Genomic DNA, 19,045 nt, shown 5'->3' on the forward strand with positions numbered 1-19,045 from the left:
AGAACCGCGCATCACCCTCCGTGATGCCGTTGATCTGTGACAGGCCGGTCTCCGGGCTCATGGGCGGGTCTGATCGACCCGGATCGCGCGCCTTCCCGGGCTGTTGCACCCAGTGGCCCTGCGCGATCCCGACTCATTTACCGTTGCGGGGGCAGCGCCGGAATCGCACGTTGCACGTGCCCACCGGCTTCCCTGTTTCACCCTGCCGGCACCTTGGCCGCAGAGCACCTGAAACAAGTCGCGAAGGTTAGAGGGTTGGGCCATGAGCGTCAATCAAAGGCGCTGCGAAGCGGTCTGGATCAATGGCATTTATGTCATCTTGTGTCACACTCACTGCAGTGATATCACATAGCCATTATCCGCACCTCTCCGATCCACAATAACAATGGAGCACGGCATGCAAGGTCTGATCATCAACAACCCGCGTCTGGAGTTCCTGCGCCCCGCCCTGGAACGTTGGGCCGAGTGCCTGGAGCGCTACAACCAGACCCTGGGCGACAGCGACGCCCCCTACTGGCAAGGCGTGCAAAGCAACCTTGGCGTGCTGAGCGCGGCGGCCTGGCAGGCGGAGCTGGTGACCTTGCAGGGTGCGCAGACCAAGAAGCAGCGCGACGAAGGCGAGCGTGCGGCGCACTGCGACCTGGTGATCGCCAGCAAGGAAGAGACCGCCTACCTGCAGGCCACCCAGCGCTGGCCACGGGTCGGCAAGCTCGACCTCACCGATGCCCTGCAGGAGAGCGTCGCCCAGGCTCGCCTGGTGGGCTATGCCAGCCAGCTCAAGGTCGCCGCGCTGTTCGTCAGCCCGTACAAGGCCGGGCAACACGCCAGCCCCGAAGAACTTCAGGACCTGGTCGACGACCTGCAAAAGCACAATGCATGCGCCATCGCCTGGGTGTTCCCCTATGGCTACCGCAAGCTGCACGACGACGTGGGCCGCTACCACCCCGGCATCGCGCTGCTGCTCAAGCAGGCCTGAGCCCCTGTCGAGGGAACCTCGCCGACGTGCCCGCCTCTACCTTACTGGACACGGCCAACTTCGCGAGGGACACCGATCATGGGCAACATGCGCATTGCTGTACTGCTGGCACTCACCACCGGGCTGGTGGCCTGCGGCGAGAACGCCCGCCTGGACGTCACCGATGGCACCGGCCCGTCGCCGCGCCTGCCCGAACCGAACAAGACCCTCATCCCCACGGTAAACATCGCGCCGGCCATCGGCTGGCCAGAGGGCGGCAAACCCAAGGCTGCGGCAGGCACCCAGGTGGTGGCCTTCGCCGACAAGCTCGACCACCCGCGCTGGCTGTACGTGCTGCCCAACGGCGACGTGCTGGTGGCCGAGACCAACGCGCCGCCCAAGCCCGATGACGGCAAGGGCATCAAGGGCTGGGTGATGGGCAAGGTGATGGGCCGCGCCGGCGCCGGAGTGCCCAGCCCCAACCGCATCACCCTGCTGCGTGACAGCGACAAGGACGGCGTGGCCGACACCCGCACCACCTTCATCGAGGGGCTGAACTCGCCGTTCGGCATGGCCCTGGTGGGCAACGACTTCTATGTGGCCGACACCGATCGGCTGTTGCGCTTCACCTACGAGCCAGGCGCCACCCGCCTGCAGGGCAGCGGCACCAAGGTGGTCGACCTGCCGGGCGGCACGCTCAACCACCACTGGACCAAGAACGTGATCGCCAGCCCCGACGGCAAGAAGCTGTACGTGACCGTGGGCTCCAACAGCAACGTGGCCGAAAACGGCATGGAGCAGGAGAAAGGCCGCGCCGCGATCTGGGAGGTCGACCCGGCCACCGGCAGCCAGCGCCTGTTCGCCACCGGCCTGCGCAACCCCAACGGCCTGGCCTGGGAACCCCATAGCCAGCAGCTGTGGACGGCGGTGAACGAACGTGACGAGATCGGCAGCGACCTGGTGCCGGACTACATCACGTCGGTGAAGGACGGCGCCTTCTATGGCTGGCCCTACAGCTATTACGGGCAGCATGTGGATGAACGCGTACAACCGCAGGATGCGAAACTGGTGGCCAGCGCGATTGCGCCGGACTATGCGGTGGGGCCGCACACCGCCTCGCTGGGGCTGGCGTTTACCGTGCCGAACGCCTTGCCGGCGCCGTTCGACCAAGGCGCGTTCATCGGCCAGCACGGTTCATGGAACCGCAAGCCGCACAGTGGCTACAAGGTGATCTTCGTGCCGTTCAGCACGGCGGGCAAACCGTCGGGCAAACCCATCGATCTGCTGACCGGGTTTCTCGACGAGGACGGCAAGGCCATGGGGCGCCCGGTCGGCGTGGTGAACGATCAGCGTGGCGGGGTGCTGGTGGCCGACGACGTGGGCAATGTGATCTGGCGGGTGAGCAAGGCGCAGTAGCACTGCGCTGACGTGTTCGCCGGCAAGGTCGACTCCTGCTGGAGCCGGCTTTGCAGGCCACGCTGTCAGGGATTGCGCGCCAGGTGCGCCGGCTGCAGCACGCGCTTGGCGTTGAGGTAGGCCTTCTGCCAGTAGCTGTTGGACAGGTAGTCCAGGCGCACCGTACCGCCCGTTGACGGTGCATGCACGAAACGCCCCTCACCCACGTAGATACCGGCATGGCTTACCTGGGTGCCGCCATTGGTGGCGAAGAACACCAGGTCGCCCGACTGCAACGCACCCTTGTCGATGTCCGGGGCACGAATGCCGATCATCTCGCGGGTTGAGCGCGGCAGGGCGATACCCGCCGCGTCCCGGTACACGTAGCCAATCAGCCCGCTGCAATCGAACCCCGAGTCCGGGGTATTGCCGCCCCAGCGGTAAGGCGTGCCCACCAGGCCCAGGGCCCGGAACAGCACATCCTCGGCCACTGGCGAGAAATACACCTGGGGCGCCATCACCTTCGGCTCGACCACCTGAGGTTTCTGCGGGGCATGGCTGGAGCAGGCTCCCAGCAGGGCCGCCAGGGAAAGTACAGCAACGCGCGCGAGTATCGACATAGTCAGAACATCCTGTCTGAAGCCGCCCGACCCCAAGTCGGAAATAGGTGAGAAATTAGATTAGACGTTTTCTGTAAACACGCACGGCGGCGAGCTTTTCAGCTACGCCGCCGTGCGGGACATCACGCGCAGACTCAGTTACGCGACAGGGTAGTCGGTGCCATGGCCAGCGCGCGCTTGGCTTCGATGAAGGTCTTGCTCCAGTAGCGGTCACCGAGATTGTCGATGCGCACGCCACCGCTGCGGCGGCTGCTGGAGTGGATGAACTGATCGTCGCCCAGATAGATGCCGGCGTGGCTGACGCGGCCGCGACCATTGGTGCTGAAGAACAGCAGGTCGCCTGGCTCGAGCTTGTTGCGCGCAACCAGCGGGGCTTTCACGTTGATCATTTCGCGGGTGGAGCGCGGCAGGTTCATGCCGGCCTCTTCGCGGAACAGGTAGCCGATGAAGCCGCTGCAGTCGAAGCCGGACTTCTCCGAGGTGCCGCCGAAACGGTAGCGGGTACCGATCAGGGACATGCCACGTTCGAGAATGTTGTCGGCCAGGGCTGGCAGTTCGTAGGGCTTGGTGCTGGAGGAGAACGCTTCCAGGTCCTGCTCGGTGGCCAGCTCTTCTTCGAACACCGACGCAGCGGTGGAAGGCTTGGCGGCAGCCTGGGCAGCAACTGGAGCGGGAGCCTGCTGGTGGGTGACGGGACCGGTGGTCGCGCAGCCGAACAGCAAGGTCACAAGTGCGAGGGGCACGAGGGGTGCGAAGCGATTTAGCATGGGCACGACCGTGGCTTGAATTTGATGAAGCCGAGACTATGCCTTCTATCGGATCGATTTGCAAATTCAATCGAAAAAAATGTGACTTTTATGTGCCGAGGCTCTGGGCCGGCCCTACCAGCCCAATGTCTCTTTCAAAAACGGGATGGTCAGCTTGCGCTGCGCCTGCAGTGAAGCCTGGTCGAGGCGTTCGAGCAGGTCGAACAGTGCGCTCATGCTGCGCGTGCCTCGGGTCAGGATGAAATGCCCGACTTCGTCGGTGAGGTGCAGGCCCCGGCGCGAGGCGCGCAATTGCAGGGCACGCAGCTTGTCTTCATCCGACAGGGCGCGCATCTGGAAGATCAGCGCCAGGGTCAGGCGCGACTTCAGGTCGGCCAGCTTGATCGGCAATTCCCGGGGGGAGCTGGACGCTGCCAGCAGCAAGCGGCGGCCGCTGTCGCGCAGGCGATTGAACAGGTGGAACATGGCCTCTTCCCAGTCCGGCTTGCCGGCAATCACATGCAGGTCGTCCAGGCACACCAGTTCGTACTGTTCCAGGTTGTCGAGCAGTTCCACGCCGCGATCGAGCAGTTGCGCCAGAGGCAGGTACACCGCAGGCTCGCCCAGTTGCTCGAAGCGCAGGCACGCGGCCTGCAGCAGGTGGGTACGCCCTACGCCCTGCTTGCCCCACAGGTAGATCAGGCTTTCGGTCCAGCCGGCGTCGGCTTCGCAGAGTCGCTCGACGTAGCCCAATGCGGCGGCGTTGGCACCCGGATAGTAGTTGATGAAGGTGGCGTCATCACGCAGACGCACACCCAGGGGCAACTGGATCGGTTTCATGCTGGCTGGGCAGTCCCGAGGAACCGCAAGGGGCCTTTGGTGAAAAGTCCGCAAAGTCTATACCCGTGACGCCAACCGCACAATGCGTTAGCAAAATCAAAGGCTTGCGCGGCATATGGGGCAGGCATGGGTCAATCCTCCAGCAGTTCCTCTGCACTCAGGCGAAACAGCTCCACGGTGTTGATGCTCGCCCCTTCGAGCGAGCCTTCCTTATCCAGTACCTGGTTGGCCGCGTTCATCTCCGAACTGCGCCCGGCAACGCGCTGGAAGGTGCTGCGCGGTAGTGCGGCGCTCCAGCCATTCTCGAAGGTGTTGTAGGCCAGGGTCAGCGCCGCGGTGAAGTAGTGCTGATTGGCGACCGGGAACCGCACCGCATTGTCGTCCTGGTCATAGGCCGTGAAATGACTGGGCAGCGCCTTGAGCCCCAGACGCTTGAGCACCACCCAGGAAAACGCCGAGGGTACGAACATCGTGAGCTTCTCGGCCGCGTGCCGCGAGTAGCCCTGCTGCAGGGCCGCTGCCACCTCATCCTCGTCGAGGTCATCGGCCAGCAGCGGCAATGCATCCATCACGCCTGCCAATGCACAGGCGTGGTCGGTTTCATGTTCCATCACTCAGGGTGTCCTTCAAAGGTCCGGGTCGATTTCACCAGCATACATGTCCGACTCTTTATAGAGGTCGTGCATGTGCCGCAGCAACACCATGATCACCGCCGCCACCGGCAGCGCCAGCAACACCCCGGTGAACCCGAACAGCTCGCCGCCGGCCAGGATCGCGAAGATCACCGCCACCGGATGCAGACCGATGCGGTCGCCCACCAGCAACGGCGTGAGCACCATGCCTTCAAGGGCCTGGCCCACCATGAACACCGCGACGATGCCCAGCATCGGGTACAGGTCGCCGCCGAACTGGAACATGCCGGCGATCAATGCCGCGCCGATGCCGATGATGAAACCCATGTACGGCACGATGGCCGCAAGCCCGGCCATGATACCGATCAGCAGGCCCAGTTCGAGGCCCACCAGCATCAACCCGGCGGCGTAGATCACCCCCAGCGCCAGCATCACCAGCAACTGCCCGCGCACGAACGCACCGAGCACCTCGTGGCATTCCAGGGCCAGCGACACCACCTGCTCTTCGCGCTGGCGCGGCAACAGGCGGCGCAGCTTGGCCATCATCAGGTCCCAGTCGCGCAGCAGGTAGAAGCCCACCACGGGGATCAGCACCATGTTGGCCAACCAGCCGATCAGCGCCAGCCCGGACGCGGTAGCCTGGCTGAGCACGATGCCGACGATGTCGGTGGTCTGGCCCATGTGCTCGCTGATCGCCGACTTGATCTTGTCGAACTTCCAGAAGCCATCGGCCAGCCCCAGGCGCGTCTGCACCCACGGCAGCGCCACGTGCTGCAACCAGTCGAGCATCTGTGGTGCCAGCTCGTACAGGCGCACCAACTGCTTGGCCAGCATCGGGATCAGCACCAGCAGCATCGCCATGAACACCAGGGTGAACAGGGCGAACACCACTACTACGCCCCAGGTGCGTGACAGCCCGGCGCGCTCCAGCCGGTCCACCAGCGGGTCGGCCAGGTACGCCAGGCCGATACCTATAAGGAAGGGCGAGAGGATCCCGTGCAAGAAGTACAGCAGCGTGCCGATTACCAGCACCCCCAACACCCATACCCAACGGCGTGTATCCATCATTCAGTCACGCTCCCTGCCAACGAAACCGCAAACCGGTGAACGGTGCGGGCGCAGCCACCTGGGCCTCGCCTGGGGCTGCGGGTGCGACCGGCGCTGGGGCGGCGGCCTCTGCCGGCACCTCCTGCAGCCTGGCCAGGCTCAGTTGCGCACGCACCTGTTCGGGGGTGCCGCTGACGGTGTAGGTCAGGGTATCGCCGTCCACATAGGTCAGGCGCCCGCCCAGCGGCTCAAGGGTCTGCAAAAGCTGCGCATAGCGCTCCAGGGTCATGCCCTGCACCTGTATCTGGTTTTCGCCACCGGTGCCCGGCCGCGCGACAAAGCGCGGCGCCAGGCGCGTGCTGACGGCCAGCATCACCGCATCGGCCAGGGCGGCCTGATCGGCGCCTTCGACCTTGCCCTGCTCGCGCTGGTCGCCCAGCCACAGGCGCCAGGTGCCCTGCCATTTGCCCTCGCCCTCGGTGGCATGCACCGCCAGCAACGCATCGGCCGCGTAGCGCTCGGAGGCCTCGCGCAGGGGCGCGGGGTCGGTGCCTTCGAGGTTCTTGGCAGTGGCCACCAGTTGCTCGTTCAGGTCGCCCATGGGCAGGCGCAGCGGCAAGCCACGGTGTTGCGCGGCGCGGCGCAGCGGTTCGGCGCTGCTCTGGCCATCGCCCACCAGGCTCGAACCGCCCACGCTGTCGTTCAACCACCAGCCGAGGATGGCCGGCCGGTTGCTGCCCCACAGGGCCAGCCCGGCCTGGCGCAGCGCCCGGTCGGTGCTGCCGGGGTCGAAATCCACCAGCACGGTTTCCGGCGGGCCGGCCTCGAAACCGAACTGGCTGATGATTTGCTGCGGGTCCTTGCGTAGCCCTGCCAGGCCCGCACTCTGCGGCGCCTTGGGGTCGCCCGTGAGGCGCACCACCAGGGTGCTCAGGGCATTCTGGGTGGCCTGGGCGCGGGCTTCGGTGCCCTCGCCGCTGACCGGCTCGCGCACCTGATAAAGGCCAGTGAGGGTTTCGGCCTGAACGCTCAGGCCAAACAGGGCAAGGCAGCCAACGGCCAGGTATGAACGCAAACGCATGGAGGATTCCTGTCCAGGTAAATAGAAAGCGCGGTCAGTGAAAAGTGAAGCTCTGACCACCCCCGCGGGTAAAACATTCAGCCCTGCGGTCAAATTTCATTACCTATACCTTATACAGCCCATGGCGCGGCAACCAGCGGCCGTACCGAATCAATGTTTTTATGTCGAATGAGGCCCTGCCCGTCGGCCTGAGGATGGCCGCTACCGGGTAACCCTGATAAAATCGCGCGCCTTCGCAGACCGGCGACGCTCAGGCAGCAGGAAAACCCTCGCAATGCCTGGCAGGTGCCGGTCGATTCCCCCGAATCCCTCCCCCTAAAGGCCTGGATCATGAGCAAGCAACCCTCCCTGAGCTACAAGGACGCCGGTGTAGACATCGACGCCGGTGAAGCATTGGTCGAACGCATCAAAGGCGTCGCCAAGCGCACGGCGCGCCCGGAAGTCATGGGCGGCCTGGGGGGCTTCGGCGCCCTCTGCGAAATTCCGGCCGGCTACAAGCAGCCGGTGCTGGTTTCGGGCACCGACGGCGTGGGCACCAAGCTGCGCCTGGCACTGAACCTGAACAAGCACGACACCATCGGCCAGGACCTGGTCGCCATGTGCGTCAACGACCTGGTGGTGTGTGGCGCCGAGCCGCTGTTCTTCCTCGACTACTACGCCACCGGCAAGCTCAACGTCGACACCGCGGCTGACGTGGTCACCGGCATCGGCGCCGGCTGCGAACTGGCAGGCTGCTCGCTGGTAGGCGGCGAAACCGCTGAAATGCCGGGCATGTACGAAGGCGAAGACTACGACCTGGCCGGCTTCTGCGTCGGCGTGGTGGAAAAGGCCGAGATCATCGACGGCTCCAAGGTGGCTGCCGGTGACGCCCTGATCGCCCTGCCATCGTCGGGCCCGCACTCCAACGGTTACTCGCTGATCCGCAAGATCATCGAAGTGGCCGGCGCCGACATCCAGAACGTCCAGCTCGACGGCAAGCCGCTGACCGAACTGCTGATGGCCCCGACCCGCATCTACGTCAAGCCGCTGCTCAAGCTGATCAAGGACACCGGCGCGGTCAAGGCCATGGCCCACATCACCGGTGGCGGCCTGCTCGACAACATCCCGCGCGTGCTGCCAAAAGGCGCCCAGGCCGTGGTCGACGTGGCCAGCTGGCAGCGCCCGGCGGTATTCGACTGGCTGCAGCAGCAGGGCAACGTCGACGAGACCGAAATGCACCGCGTACTCAACTGCGGCGTGGGCATGGTGATCTGCGTGGGTCAAGATCAGGTCGACAACGCCCTGAACGTGCTGCGCGAAGCCGGCGAGCAGCCTTGGGTGATCGGCCAGATCGCCACCGCTGCCGAAGGCGCCGCCCAGGTCGAGCTGAAGAACCTCAAGGCGCACTGATGCCGAGCACGTCTTGTGATGTAGTGGTGCTGCTGTCCGGCACCGGCAGCAACCTGCAGGCCCTGATCGACAGTACCCGCACCGGCGACAGCCCGGTGCGGATCCGCGCGGTGATCTCCAACCGCGCCGATGCCTACGGCCTGCAGCGCGCCCGCGATGCGGGCATCGACACCGCCGTGCTCGACCACAAGGCCTTCGACGGCCGCGAGGCCTTCGACGCGGCGCTGGTCGAGCTGATCGACGGCTTTGCCCCGCAGCTGGTGGTGCTGGCCGGCTTCATGCGTATCCTCAGTGCCGGTTTCGTGCGCCATTACCACGGCCGCCTGCTCAATATCCACCCTTCCCTGCTGCCCAAGTACAAGGGCCTGCATACCCACCAGCGGGCGCTGGAAGCCGGGGATGCCGAGCATGGCTGCAGTGTGCACTTCGTCACCGAGGAACTCGATGGCGGGCCACTGGTCGTACAGGCTGTGATACCGGTAGTCTCGGATGACACGCCGGCGCAACTGGCCCAGAGGGTTCACAGCCAGGAACACCTGATTTATCCGCTGGCGGTGCGCTGGTTCGCCGAAGGCCGTTTGCGCCTTGGCGAGCACGGTGCTCTACTGGATGGCCAGCCCTTGGCGGCCAGCGGCCACTTGATTCGACCCTAGGAGATTTTATGCGTCGTGCCCTGCTCTTCGCACTTGCCGTGCTTGCACTGCCGCTTCAGGCAGCCGATCTGAAGCCTTTTTCGGCCAGCTACACCGCCGACTGGAAGCAACTGCCCATGAGCGGCACCGCCGAGCGCAGCCTGGCCAAGAACGCCAACGGGACCTGGAGCCTCAACTTCAAGGCCTCGATGATGATTGCCAGCCTGACCGAACAAAGTACCCTGCGCCTGGACAAGGACACCCTGCTGCCGCAGACCTACCACTTCGAACGTGGCGGCCTGGGAAAGGCCAAGAAGGTCGACCTGGACTTCGACTGGTCGAGCAAGAAGATCACCGGCTCCGACCGTGGCGACGCGGTCAACCTGCCGCTCAACCGCGGCGTGCTGGACAAGTCGTCCTACCAGCTGGCCCTGCAGCATGACGTGGCAGCCGGCAAGAAGAGCATGACCTACCAGGTGGTGGATGGCGACGAGATCGACACATACGACTTCCGCGTGCTGGGTACCGAGAAGGTCAGCACCAAGACCGGCCAGGTCGATGCGATCAAGGTCGAGCGCGTGCGCGACCCGAGCCAGAGCAAGCGCGTCACCGAGCTGTGGTTCGCCAAGGACTGGGACTACCTGCTGGTGCAACTGCGCCAGGTCGAGACCGACGGCAAGGAGTACGTGATCGTGCTGCAGGACGGCACGGTCGACGGCAAGTCGGTCAAGGGCAGCTGACAGGCCGCTAGCGTGCATTACCCGAAACCCCGCCTTGTGCGGGGTTTTGTTTTTGTGGCGTGGCCCACCCTGCAGACACCAGCCTTGCTGGCGAAGGAGTCGCCTCGACCGTGCGGCATGAAAGATGTTTCATGCACCAAGCATTTACTTAGGCTGCTAACAAATTCTATAAAAGAGACCTGCGACACGGTGCCGCAGTTAACTGGATTTGGAGTTAGCAGATGACTGTCAAAGTAACTGAGCGCGATGAATCGAAACTGTCCCACGAAGGCCTGGCCGCAGGCGTGCGTATCTGGGATGTGCATCAGCAGGACCAGCTGGTCGGCATGTTCCACAACGAACAGGAAGCCCACAGCTACCGGATCGAACTGGAGTACCTCGAAGCCAAGCGCCAACCCCAGTAATTCCCCGTCTTCAGAAACAGCAAACCCCGCCGAGGCGGGGTTTGTCGTGTCTAGCCCAGCAGGCTTACCACATCAGGTCATCCGGGATGACGTAGGCGGCGTACGGGTCGTCCGCATCCGGCGCTTCGACCTGGGTGTTGAGCAGCACGATGCGCTGCGGGTCGCGCTCCTGGATCTTCAGCGCGGCCTCGCGCGGGATCACCTCGTAGCCACCGCCATGCTGCACGATCGCCAGCGAGCCGCTGCTCAGCTTGCTGCGCATCAACGCGTTGACCGACAGGCGCTTGACCTTCTTGTCGTCGACGAAGTTGTAGTAGTCCTCGGTGGTCAGCTTGGGCAGGCGCGACACCTCGATCAACTGCTTGACCTGGGCGGCACGGGCCTTCTGCTCGGCCTTTTCCTGCTGCTGGCGGTTGAGCTCCTGGTCACGCTTGGCCTTCTCGGCCATGGCTTCCTTGGCCAGGCGCTGCTGGGTGTCGTCGACTTCGACCTGGCCTTTGTGCTCCAGGCGTTTCTGTTTCTTCTGTTCTTTGCTGACCTGCTTGACCTGCTTCTGGTTGACCAGGCCGGCTTTGAGCAGTTGGTCACGAAGGGAAAGGCTCATCGGTGTTCACTCACTTATGCAACAGCTCAGCCGCAGCTGGGCAGGTTCTTTTCCTGACGTTTGGCTTCGCCCCAGAGCGCGTCCAAGTCTTCGAGGGTGCAATCTTCAATCGGGCGCCCCATGTCGCGCAATGCCTGTTCGATAAAACGGAAACGTCGTTCGAACTTGCGATTGGCGCCACGCAGGGCGTTTTCCGGGTCCAGCTTGAGGTGGCGGGCCAGGTTGACGGTGGCGAACAGCAAATCGCCCACCTCGTCGGCCAGCGCCGCCGGGTCGTTGTCGGCCATGGCCTGGAGTACTTCGTCGAGCTCCTCGCGCACCTTGTCCAGCACCGGCAACGGGTCGTCCCAGTCGAATCCGACCTGGGCCGCACGCTTTTGCAGTTTGGCCGCACGCGACAGGGCCGGCAAGGCCGCCGGCACGTCGTCGAGCAGCGACAGTTGTTCGGGCTCGCCCTTTTCGGCGCGCTCCTGGGCCTTGATCTCTTCCCAGCGCTGCTTGACCTGTTCTTCATCGAGCCGTGGCAGGTCCAGCGGCGCATGGAGCTCGCCGGTGGGGAACACGTGCGGGTGGCGACGGATCAGCTTGCGGGTGATGCTGTCGATCACCCCGGCGAATTCGAAACGGCCCTCTTCACGGGCCAGCTGGGCGTAATACACCACCTGGAACAGCAGGTCGCCCAGTTCGCCCTGCAAGTGCTCGAAGTCGCTGCGCTCGATGGCGTCGGCCACCTCGTAGGCTTCTTCGAGGGTGTGCGGGATGATCGTGGCGTAGGTCTGCCTGAGGTCCCACGGGCAGCCGTACTGCGGGTCGCGCAGGCGGGCCATGAGGTGGAGCAGGTCGTCTAGGGTGTACATCGTGTGCTCTCTGTTCGGCAGGTCTGGCCTCATCGCGGGTCAAGCCCGCTCCCACAAGGATCCTGCAGGAGCGGGCCTGCCCGCAATGGCGCCCTCAAGGCGTACGGTTGCGCCGCGTCTCGATGATGTTGGGCAACTGCGAAATGCGCCCCAGCAAGCGCCCCAGGGCGTCCAGGCCCGGGATCTCGATGGTCAGCGACATCAGCGCAGTGTTGTCCTCCTTGTTCGAACGGGTGTTCACCGCCAGCACGTTGATGCGCTCGTTGAGCAGCACCTGCGACACGTCGCGCAGCAGGCCCGGGCGGTCATACGCACGCACGATGATGTCCACCGGGTAGGTCTGCACCGGCACCGGGCCCCAGCTGACCTGGATGATGCGCTCCGGCTCGCGACCGGCCAGTTGCAGCACCGAGGCGCAGTCCTGGCGGTGAATGGTCACCCCACGGCCCACGGTGATGTAGCCGACGATGGCATCGCCCGGCAGCGGCTGGCAGCACCCGGCCATCTGCGTCAGCAGGTTGCCCACGCCCTGGATCTGGATATCCCCGCGCTTGCCCGGCTTGTAGCCGGTGGCCTTGCGCGGCACCAGCTCGATGTGGTCGATGCGGTCCGGCTCCACCAGTTGCTGCGCGGCGTTGACCAGGTGCGCCAGGCGCAGGTCGCCGGCGCCCAGCGAGGCGAACATGTCTTCGGCAGTCTTGAGGTTGGCCTTTTCGGCCAGGCGCTCGAAGTCCACCTGCGGCAGGCCCAGGCGGTTGAGTTCGCGCTCGAGCAGGGTCTTGCCGGCGGCGACGTTCTGGTCGCGGGCCTGCAGCTTGAACCAGTGCACGATCTTGGCCCGCGCCCGCGAGGTGGTGACGTAGCCCAGGTTCGAGTTCAGCCAGTCGCGGCTCGGGTTGCCGTGCTTGCTGGTGATGATCTCCACCTGCTCGCCGGTCTGCAGGCTGTAGTTGAGCGGCACGATGCGCCCGTTGATCTTGGCGCCCCGGCAGTTGTGGCCGATCTCGGTGTGCACGCGGTAGGCGAAGTCCAGCGGCGTGGCGCCCTTGGGCAGGTCGATGGCGTGGCCGTCGGGGGTGAACACGTACACCCGGTCCGGCTCGATATCCACGCGCAGCTGTTCGGCCAGGCCACCGATGTCCCCCAGTTCCTCGTGCCATTCCAGCACCTGGCGCAGCCACGAGATCTTCTCCTCGTAGTGGTTGGAGCTGGGCTTGACGTCGGTGCCCTTGTAGCGCCAGTGCGCGCAAACGCCCAGTTCGGCCTCCTCGTGCATGGCATGGGTGCGGATCTGCACCTCCAGCACCTTGCCTTCGGGGCCGATCACCGCGGTGTGCAGCGAGCGGTAGCCGTTCTCCTTGGGGTTGGCGATGTAGTCGTCGAACTCCTTGGGGATGTGCCGCCACAGGGTATGCACGATGCCCAGCGCGGTGTAGCAGTCGCGCATCTCGGGCACCAGCACGCGCACGGCGCGCACGTCGTAGATCTGGCTGAACTCCAGGCCCTTGCGCTGCATCTTGCGCCAGATCGAATAGATATGTTTGGCCCGGCCGCTGATGTCGGCCTTGACGCCCGTGGCCAGCAGCTCGTTCTGCAGCTGGTTCATCACGTCGCTGATGAAGCGCTCGCGGTCGAGCCGGCGCTCGTGCAGCAGCTTGGCGATCTGTTTGTACTGGTCGGGTTCCAGGTAGCGGAACGAGAGGTCTTCGAGCTCCCACTTGATGTGGCCGATGCCCAGGCGGTGGGCCAGCGGCGCGTAGATGTCGAACACCTCGCGGGCCACGCGGTTGCGCTTCTCGTCGTCAGCGCCCTTCACCGCACGAATGGCGCAGGTTCGTTCGGCCAGCTTGATCAGCGCCACGCGCACGTCGTCGACCATCGCCACCAGCATCTTGCGCAGGTTCTCGACCTGCGCCTGCGAGCCCAGCACCAGCGAATGGCGCGGGCTGAGGCTGGCACTGATGGCCGCCATGCGCAGCACGCCGTCGATCAGCTTGGACACCACCGGGCCGAAACGCTGGCCCACCTCGGCCAGGGTCACCTTGCCTTCACGCACCGCACGGTAGATGACCGCCGCCACGAGGGAGTCCTGGTCGAGCTTGAGGTCGGCGAGAATCTCGGCGATCTCCAGGCCCGCCTGGAAGCTCGAGGTACCGTCGGCCCAGGAATGCTTGGCCGGGTTACCTTTTTTCTCTATGTCCTGAGCGAACTCGCAGGCCGCCTTGAGGGCTTCCCGGTCCAGCGCCAGGTCGACGCTGACCACATGATCCAGCCATGCTTCGAGATTGATACTGCCGTCGGTGTTGACCGGCTGGTGCACTCTCACCTGTACCATCTTTGTTTACCTTTCCCTACAGCGCATGCTCATGCGCTTGAAAACACGGGTGTCGCCCCTGCCAGATCGAAGGGGCTACACCGGGCGGGCCAGCGTCGCTAACCCACCTCGAATAACGCCATGGCCTCGACATGCGCAGTCTGCGGAAACATGTCGAGGATCCCGGCACATTTTAACCGGTACCCCTGCTTGACCAGCTCGACGGTGTCGCGGGCCAGCGTCGCCGGGTTGCACGACACGTAGACCAGACGTCGGGCGCCAAGTGCGGCGATGTTGCGCACCACCTCGAAGGCACCGTCGCGCGGTGGGTCCAAGAGTACCGCACAAAAGCCTCCTGCCGCCCAGCCTGAAGTCGCCAGAGGCTGGGATAAATCGGCCTGAAAAAACTGCGTGTTATGCAGTTTGTTGCGTTGGGCATTGGCCGCGGCCCGATCGACCATGGCCTGCACCCCTTCCACCGCCACCACTTCGCGGGCCTGCCGGGCCAGCGGCAGGGCGAAGTTGCCAAGGCCGCAGAACAGGTCCAGCACACGCTCGTCGGCCTGTGGCGCAAGCCATGCCAGGGCCTGCTCGATCATCGCGGTGTTGACCTGGGCATTGACCTGCACGAAGTCACCTGGCCTGTAGGCCAATTCCAGGTTCCACGGTTCCAGGGTAAACCCTAGCGTGTCCGCTGGATTGGCCGGGGCCGGTTGCCCCTCACCTTGTAACCAGAGTTGTACACCCGCCTCGCTGCAGAACGCCTGCAAACGTGCCAGGTCGGCCTCGACCAGTGGCGCGGTATGGCGCAGCAGCAGTGCCAGGGCGGTACCGCTGAACAGCTCCACGTGCCCCACCACCTGTGGCTTGCTCAGGCTCTGCAACAACAGCGGCAGGTGACGCAGTATCGACTGCAAGGGTTGTACCAGCACCGGGCAGTCGTCGATGGCGACGATGTCCTGGCTGGCTTCGGCGCGAAAGCCCACGTCGAGCTTCCGGGCCTTGGCGTCCCAGCGCACCGCCACGCGGGCGCGCCGGCGGTAACCGAATTCGGGGCCGGACAACGGCGCGGCCCACTGCTCGGGCACCACGCCGGCCACCCGCTGCAACTGCTCGGCCAGCAGGCGCTGCTTGAGTTCGAGCTGAGCGGCATGGGGCAGGTGCTGCAAGTTGCAGCCGCCACAGCGATCGAAGTGCTTGCACGGCGCCGGGCGCCGCGCCTCGCTGGCGCTGAACACACGCTCCAGGCGTGCCTCGACCACCTTGCCGTGGGCATTGAGCACCCGTGCCTCGACCTCTTCACCGGCCAGGGCGCCGCTGACGAACCAGGTGCGCCCTTCGAAGAAGGCGATGCCGCGGCCGTCACCGGCCAGGCGCTCGATGCTCAGGCGCTGTTTCTTGCCCGTTGGCACCTGGGGCGCACGGGTACCACCGGTCGGCTGGAAGCGCAGACCGCCATTGCGTTTGGCCTTGGACATCAGTTGGCCGCGTCGAAGATGCCGGTCGACAGGTAACGGTCGCCACGGTCACAGATGATCGCCACCATTACCGCGTTTTCCAGCTCGCGCGACAGGCGCAGCATGGCCGCCACCGCACCACCGGAGGACACGCCACAGAAAATGCCCTCTTCGCGGGCCAGCCGGCGGGTGGTTTCTTCGGCTTCGCTCTGGGCCATGTCGACCACACGGTCGACGCGGCTGGCGTCGAAGATCTTCGGCAGGTACTCGTGGGGCCAGCGACGGATCCCGGGGATCGCCGAGCCTTCCATCGGTTGCAGGCCGACGATCTGCACGTTGGGGTTCTGCTCCTTGAGGTAGCGCGAGCAGCCCATGATGGTGCCCGTGGTGCCCATGGAGCTGACGAAATGGGTGATGCTGCCGCCGGTCTGCTGCCAGATTTCCGGGCCGGTGCTGACGTAGTGGGCTTCGGGGTTGTCACCGTTGCCGAACTGGTCGAGCACCTGGCCACGGCCTTCGGCCTGCAGGCGCTCGGCGAGGTCGCGGGCGCCCTCCATGCCTTCTTCCTTGCTGACCAGGATCAGCTCGGCGCCGTAGGCGGTCATGGCGGCCTTGCGTTCGGCGCTGGAGTTGTCGGGCATGATCAGGATCATCTTGTAGCCCTTGATCGCCGCTGCCATCGCCAGGGCGATACCGGTGTTGCCGGAGGTCGCCTCGATCAGCGTGGCGCCTGGCTTGATCTGCCCGCGCAGTTCGGCACGGGTGATCATCGACAACGCCGGCCGGTCCTTGACCGAGCCTGCCGGATTGTTGCCTTCGAGCTTGAGCAGGAGGGTATTGCTGGTCTCGCCGGCCATGCGCTGCAGGCGAACCAGGGGCGTGTTGCCGACGCAATCGGCGATGGTAGGGTACTGCAAGGTCATGGCGTATTTCGCAATCCAGACTGCGGGGGCGCCTATCATACCGGCAAACGGCTTTGGCCCATATCACGCAATGGTTGAGGGTTATAGCCGAGGGATATAAGCAGCCCGCGCGCAGCAACTTGAAACGGTGGTGGTGCATTCGCCGGCAAGGCCGGCGCCTACAGCCGCAGCGGTGCTAGATCACCGCCGGCAGCTGCATGTTCACCCGCAAGCCCTTGGCGTTGTTCTGCGCCCACAGCTGCCCGCTCTGACGCTGCAGGGCATTGCGCGCAATGCTCAGGCCCAGGCCGAAGCCGCCGTTCCCCGGCCGCGAGTCGTCCAGGCGGGTGAACGGCGCGAAGATGTGTTCCAGCTGCGCCTCGTCCACGCCTCCGCCTTCGTCCTCCAGCCACAGCAGCCACTGGCCCCCCTGGCGGCTTCCCGCCAGGCGTATCACCCCACCCGGCGGCGAGTGACGAATGGCATTGCGCAGAATGTTCTCCAACGCCTGGGCCAGGCTGTTGAGGTTGCCCTGCACCCAGCAGTCGGCCCCCAGCGTGCACACCAGTTGCTCCCGCGGCCAGCCACTTTCGAAGCAGGCATCCTCCGCCAGCATCTCCCACAACGCCTGCACCTGGATCGGTTCGCTGACCAACTGCGTGCGCTCGGCGTCCAGCCAGGCCAGTTGCAGGGCGTCTTCCACCAGGCGCTGCATGTTGTCCACTTCCCGGCCGAGGCGTTCGCGCAGCGCCTCCAGGTCGGTCTCGCCCTCGCTGGCCACCCGCAGGCGGCTCAGCGGCGTGCGCATTTCATGGGACAGGTCGCGCAGCAACTGCTGCTGCAGGGCCACCGTGCCCTGCAGGCGCTCGGCCATGTCGTCGAAGGCGCGCCCCAGCTCGCCGAACTCGTCCTTGCGGCTGGTGGTGTCGCTGGCCACCCGCGCGGTGAGCCGGTCGGCGCGCCAGGCATTGGCCTGCTCGCGCAACTGGCTCAGCGGGCGAATCAGCATGCGATACAGGCCCACGCAGAACACCAGGGTCAGCAAGCCGGGGATCAGGCCGTTGGTGACCATTCGCCAGAACAGCATGTTCAGGCGCCCCGGCATCAGCCGCTGCGGCAGTTCGATCACCAGGCTGCCCAGGCTGGAGTCGTCCGGGAACGGCACGAGCATCCATGGCGAGCGCGCCGAATGCCGGCTTACCGGCCAGTCGGTGCCGCGCAGAAACGTCAGGCGCTGGCTCTGGGCGTCGGTCAGCGGCACGCTGCCCAGCGATTGCAGATCGCTGCCGATCACGCCCACGAAACCGCGCTCGCGCTCGTGCATCTGCGTCAGCCACGCATCCACGCCGGCCTGCCCGCCGCGGCGCACGGCGTTTTCGGCCTCGCGGGCGTAGTCTTCCAGGGTGGCGCGCGCCTTGGGCGACAGGTAGGCGTTGCGGATCTCCATGTGCCGGCCCCACTGCCAGCTCAGGGCAATCATCAGCAGGCAGAACACCACCAGCAGCAAGGCCAGCTTCCAGAACAGGGAATGACGGCTGAGCACCTACAGGTCCTCGCTGGCGCTGAGCACATAGCCCTTGCCCCACACCGTGCGCACCTGGCGCTCCAGGTAACCGATGGCCTTGAGCTTGCGGCGGATCTGGCTCACGTGCATGTCCAGGCTGCGGTCATGCCGGGCATAGCCGCGCTGCAATACGTGCTGATAAAGGAATGCCTTGCTCAACACCTCTTCATGGCTGCGGTGCAGGGTGTCGAGCAGGCGGTACTCGCTTAAGGTCAGGCCGGCCCGCTGCTGCCCGTGGAGCACATCGCAGGCCAGTTCATCGAACACCAGTTCGCCCGCGGGCGTGCCCTCCCCCGGCTGGTGCCGGCGCTCCAGCGCCACCCGCCGCAGGATAGCCTCGATGCGCACGCGCAGCTCGACCATGCTGAACGGTTTGGGCAGGTAGTCGTCGGCGCCGCGCTGGAAGCCGGTGATGCGATCGCCTTCGGCGCCCAGCGCCGACATCAGGATCACCGGTATCGAGCTCTTCTCGCGCAGCCGCGCCAGGGCATCCAGCCCGTTCAGGCCGGGCAGCAGGATATCCATCAGCACCACATCGAAGCTGCGCTGGCGAGCCATCTGCAGCCCTTCGCGGCCATCGCGGCACCAGGTCACCAGAAACCCGCTGCGCTCGAGCTGCTCGTGCAGGTGGGCACCCAGGACCGGATCGTCCTCGATGGCAAGTATGTTTGAGGCGTTAATGGCGACGGGATTCATTGGCGGGTGCTAGCAATTCTCAATCGCTCGATTATTGAGCATTCCCCCCATGCAAGCAACACGCGCCGACAAAAGCACCTGCGCCTCCTACAATCGACAAAAACAGATACAAATGAGTGCATTAGATACACAGTCGCGGTAATTTTCAGAGTTGGGTCGTCGGAACATGC

Annotated in this window: 19 protein-coding genes and 1 riboswitch; of the genes, 6 read left to right on the top strand and 13 right to left on the bottom strand. The window is 65.0% G+C overall.

The window, feature by feature from the left end:
- Positions 1-25 precede the first annotated feature (25 nt).
- Positions 26-247, bottom strand: a riboswitch (cobalamin riboswitch).
- A gap of 150 nt (positions 248-397) precedes the next feature.
- Positions 398-976 (top strand): hypothetical protein, encoded by a 579-nt coding sequence (locus KH389_RS20355; protein ID WP_058541005.1) that lies wholly within the window; start codon positions 398-400, stop codon positions 974-976.
- Positions 977-1,054: 78 nt separating this feature from the next.
- A complete protein-coding gene (locus KH389_RS20360; RefSeq protein ID WP_058541004.1) occupies positions 1,055-2,371 on the top strand; it encodes a PQQ-dependent sugar dehydrogenase in 1,317 nt (438 codons plus the stop codon).
- Positions 2,372-2,436: 65 nt separating this feature from the next.
- On the opposite strand, the gene KH389_RS20365 is transcribed toward KH389_RS20360, so the two are convergent.
- From KH389_RS20365 to KH389_RS20390, 6 genes are all read right to left on the bottom strand, one after another.
- A complete protein-coding gene (locus KH389_RS20365; protein ID WP_213606142.1) occupies positions 2,437-2,970 on the bottom strand; it encodes a C40 family peptidase in 534 nt (177 codons plus the stop codon).
- A 134-nt stretch (positions 2,971-3,104) separates the two neighbouring features.
- On the bottom strand, positions 3,105-3,737 hold the full coding sequence (locus KH389_RS20370) for a C40 family peptidase (protein WP_213606144.1): 633 nt from the start codon (positions 3,735-3,737) through the stop codon (positions 3,105-3,107).
- A 114-nt stretch (positions 3,738-3,851) separates the two neighbouring features.
- Positions 3,852-4,556, bottom strand: coding sequence for a DnaA regulatory inactivator Hda (hda, locus tag KH389_RS20375; protein ID WP_043862546.1), 705 nt, complete (start codon positions 4,554-4,556; stop codon positions 3,852-3,854).
- 131 nt (positions 4,557-4,687) lie between these two features.
- Positions 4,688-5,167: a hypothetical protein gene (locus KH389_RS20380; protein ID WP_213606146.1), complete on the bottom strand. Its 480-nt coding sequence runs from the start codon at positions 5,165-5,167 to the stop codon at positions 4,688-4,690.
- A 15-nt stretch (positions 5,168-5,182) separates the two neighbouring features.
- The gene (locus KH389_RS20385; RefSeq protein ID WP_043862548.1) at positions 5,183-6,256 is read right to left on the bottom strand and encodes an AI-2E family transporter; all 1,074 of its coding nucleotides are present in this window, start codon (positions 6,254-6,256) and stop codon (positions 5,183-5,185) included.
- A gap of 4 nt (positions 6,257-6,260) precedes the next feature.
- Positions 6,261-7,316 carry a DUF2066 domain-containing protein gene (locus KH389_RS20390; RefSeq protein ID WP_196933223.1) on the bottom strand — a complete coding sequence of 352 codons (1,056 nt, stop codon included), beginning with the start codon at positions 7,314-7,316 and terminating at the stop codon, positions 6,261-6,263.
- Between the two features lie 330 nt (positions 7,317-7,646).
- On the opposite strand from KH389_RS20390, the gene purM reads away from it, so the two are divergent.
- From purM to KH389_RS20410, 4 genes are all read left to right on the top strand, one after another.
- A complete protein-coding gene (gene purM / locus KH389_RS20395; RefSeq protein WP_043862550.1) occupies positions 7,647-8,705 on the top strand; it encodes a phosphoribosylformylglycinamidine cyclo-ligase in 1,059 nt (352 codons plus the stop codon).
- Positions 8,705-9,358, top strand: coding sequence for a phosphoribosylglycinamide formyltransferase (gene purN / locus KH389_RS20400; RefSeq protein WP_054914698.1), 654 nt, complete (start codon positions 8,705-8,707; stop codon positions 9,356-9,358). The genes purM and purN overlap by 1 nt, the downstream gene beginning before the upstream one ends.
- Before the next feature lie 8 nt (positions 9,359-9,366).
- Positions 9,367-10,077, top strand: a complete 711-nt coding sequence (locus KH389_RS20405; RefSeq protein ID WP_043862552.1) for a DUF3108 domain-containing protein — start codon at positions 9,367-9,369, stop codon at positions 10,075-10,077.
- Between the two features lie 221 nt (positions 10,078-10,298).
- On the top strand, positions 10,299-10,481 hold the full coding sequence (locus KH389_RS20410; RefSeq protein WP_043862553.1) for a hypothetical protein: 183 nt from the start codon (positions 10,299-10,301) through the stop codon (positions 10,479-10,481).
- Positions 10,482-10,545: 64 nt separating this feature from the next.
- On the opposite strand, the gene KH389_RS20415 is transcribed toward KH389_RS20410, so the two are convergent.
- From KH389_RS20415 to KH389_RS20445, 7 genes are all read right to left on the bottom strand, one after another.
- A complete protein-coding gene (locus tag KH389_RS20415) occupies positions 10,546-11,085 on the bottom strand; it encodes a DUF2058 domain-containing protein (RefSeq protein WP_043862554.1) in 540 nt (179 codons plus the stop codon).
- Between the two features lie 26 nt (positions 11,086-11,111).
- The gene (gene mazG / locus KH389_RS20420; protein ID WP_043862555.1) at positions 11,112-11,942 is read right to left on the bottom strand and encodes a nucleoside triphosphate pyrophosphohydrolase; all 831 of its coding nucleotides are present in this window, start codon (positions 11,940-11,942) and stop codon (positions 11,112-11,114) included.
- 94 nt (positions 11,943-12,036) lie between these two features.
- Positions 12,037-14,277 carry a GTP diphosphokinase gene (gene relA / locus KH389_RS20425; RefSeq protein WP_054914700.1) on the bottom strand — a complete coding sequence of 747 codons (2,241 nt, stop codon included), beginning with the start codon at positions 14,275-14,277 and terminating at the stop codon, positions 12,037-12,039.
- Positions 14,278-14,375: 98 nt separating this feature from the next.
- Positions 14,376-15,734, bottom strand: a complete 1,359-nt coding sequence (gene rlmD, locus KH389_RS20430) for a 23S rRNA (uracil(1939)-C(5))-methyltransferase RlmD (RefSeq protein WP_043862557.1) — start codon at positions 15,732-15,734, stop codon at positions 14,376-14,378.
- Positions 15,734-16,636, bottom strand: coding sequence for a cysteine synthase CysM (gene cysM, locus KH389_RS20435; RefSeq protein ID WP_162484876.1), 903 nt, complete (start codon positions 16,634-16,636; stop codon positions 15,734-15,736). The genes rlmD and cysM overlap by 1 nt, the downstream gene beginning before the upstream one ends.
- Before the next feature lie 175 nt (positions 16,637-16,811).
- On the bottom strand, positions 16,812-18,095 hold the full coding sequence (locus tag KH389_RS20440; RefSeq protein ID WP_078479810.1) for a HAMP domain-containing sensor histidine kinase: 1,284 nt from the start codon (positions 18,093-18,095) through the stop codon (positions 16,812-16,814).
- Positions 18,096-18,158: 63 nt separating this feature from the next.
- The gene (locus KH389_RS20445; protein ID WP_043862560.1) at positions 18,159-18,875 is read right to left on the bottom strand and encodes a response regulator transcription factor; all 717 of its coding nucleotides are present in this window, start codon (positions 18,873-18,875) and stop codon (positions 18,159-18,161) included.
- Between the last annotated feature and the right edge of the window lie 170 nt (positions 18,876-19,045).

The sequence above is a fragment of the Pseudomonas qingdaonensis genome, from assembly GCF_018398475.1.
GTDB classification, from domain to species: domain Bacteria; phylum Pseudomonadota; class Gammaproteobacteria; order Pseudomonadales; family Pseudomonadaceae; genus Aquipseudomonas; species Aquipseudomonas palmensis.

Bases quoted from the DNA above. Each gene is read 5' to 3' on its own strand.
- KH389_RS20355 (WP_058541005.1), top strand. From the start codon at position 398: ATGCAAGGTCTGATCATCAACAACCCGCGTCTGGAGTTCCTGCGCCCC.
- KH389_RS20360 (WP_058541004.1), top strand. From the start codon at position 1,055: ATGGGCAACATGCGCATTGCTGTACTGCTGGCACTCACCACCGGGCTG.
- KH389_RS20365 (WP_213606142.1), bottom strand. From the start codon at position 2,970: ATGTCGATACTCGCGCGCGTTGCTGTACTTTCCCTGGCGGCCCTGCTG.
- KH389_RS20370 (WP_213606144.1), bottom strand. From the start codon at position 3,737: ATGCTAAATCGCTTCGCACCCCTCGTGCCCCTCGCACTTGTGACCTTG.
- hda (WP_043862546.1), bottom strand. From the start codon at position 4,556: ATGAAACCGATCCAGTTGCCCCTGGGTGTGCGTCTGCGTGATGACGCC.
- KH389_RS20380 (WP_213606146.1), bottom strand. From the start codon at position 5,167: ATGGAACATGAAACCGACCACGCCTGTGCATTGGCAGGCGTGATGGAT.
- KH389_RS20385 (WP_043862548.1), bottom strand. From the start codon at position 6,256: ATGATGGATACACGCCGTTGGGTATGGGTGTTGGGGGTGCTGGTAATC.
- KH389_RS20390 (WP_196933223.1), bottom strand. From the start codon at position 7,316: ATGCGTTTGCGTTCATACCTGGCCGTTGGCTGCCTTGCCCTGTTTGGC.
- purM (WP_043862550.1), top strand. From the start codon at position 7,647: ATGAGCAAGCAACCCTCCCTGAGCTACAAGGACGCCGGTGTAGACATC.
- purN (WP_054914698.1), top strand. From the start codon at position 8,705: ATGCCGAGCACGTCTTGTGATGTAGTGGTGCTGCTGTCCGGCACCGGC.
- KH389_RS20405 (WP_043862552.1), top strand. From the start codon at position 9,367: ATGCGTCGTGCCCTGCTCTTCGCACTTGCCGTGCTTGCACTGCCGCTT.
- KH389_RS20410 (WP_043862553.1), top strand. From the start codon at position 10,299: ATGACTGTCAAAGTAACTGAGCGCGATGAATCGAAACTGTCCCACGAA.
- KH389_RS20415 (WP_043862554.1), bottom strand. From the start codon at position 11,085: ATGAGCCTTTCCCTTCGTGACCAACTGCTCAAAGCCGGCCTGGTCAAC.
- mazG (WP_043862555.1), bottom strand. From the start codon at position 11,942: ATGTACACCCTAGACGACCTGCTCCACCTCATGGCCCGCCTGCGCGAC.
- relA (WP_054914700.1), bottom strand. From the start codon at position 14,277: ATGGTACAGGTGAGAGTGCACCAGCCGGTCAACACCGACGGCAGTATC.
- rlmD (WP_043862557.1), bottom strand. From the start codon at position 15,734: ATGTCCAAGGCCAAACGCAATGGCGGTCTGCGCTTCCAGCCGACCGGT.
- cysM (WP_162484876.1), bottom strand. From the start codon at position 16,636: ATGACCTTGCAGTACCCTACCATCGCCGATTGCGTCGGCAACACGCCC.
- KH389_RS20440 (WP_078479810.1), bottom strand. From the start codon at position 18,095: ATGATTGCCCTGAGCTGGCAGTGGGGCCGGCACATGGAGATCCGCAAC.
- KH389_RS20445 (WP_043862560.1), bottom strand. From the start codon at position 18,875: ATGAATCCCGTCGCCATTAACGCCTCAAACATACTTGCCATCGAGGAC.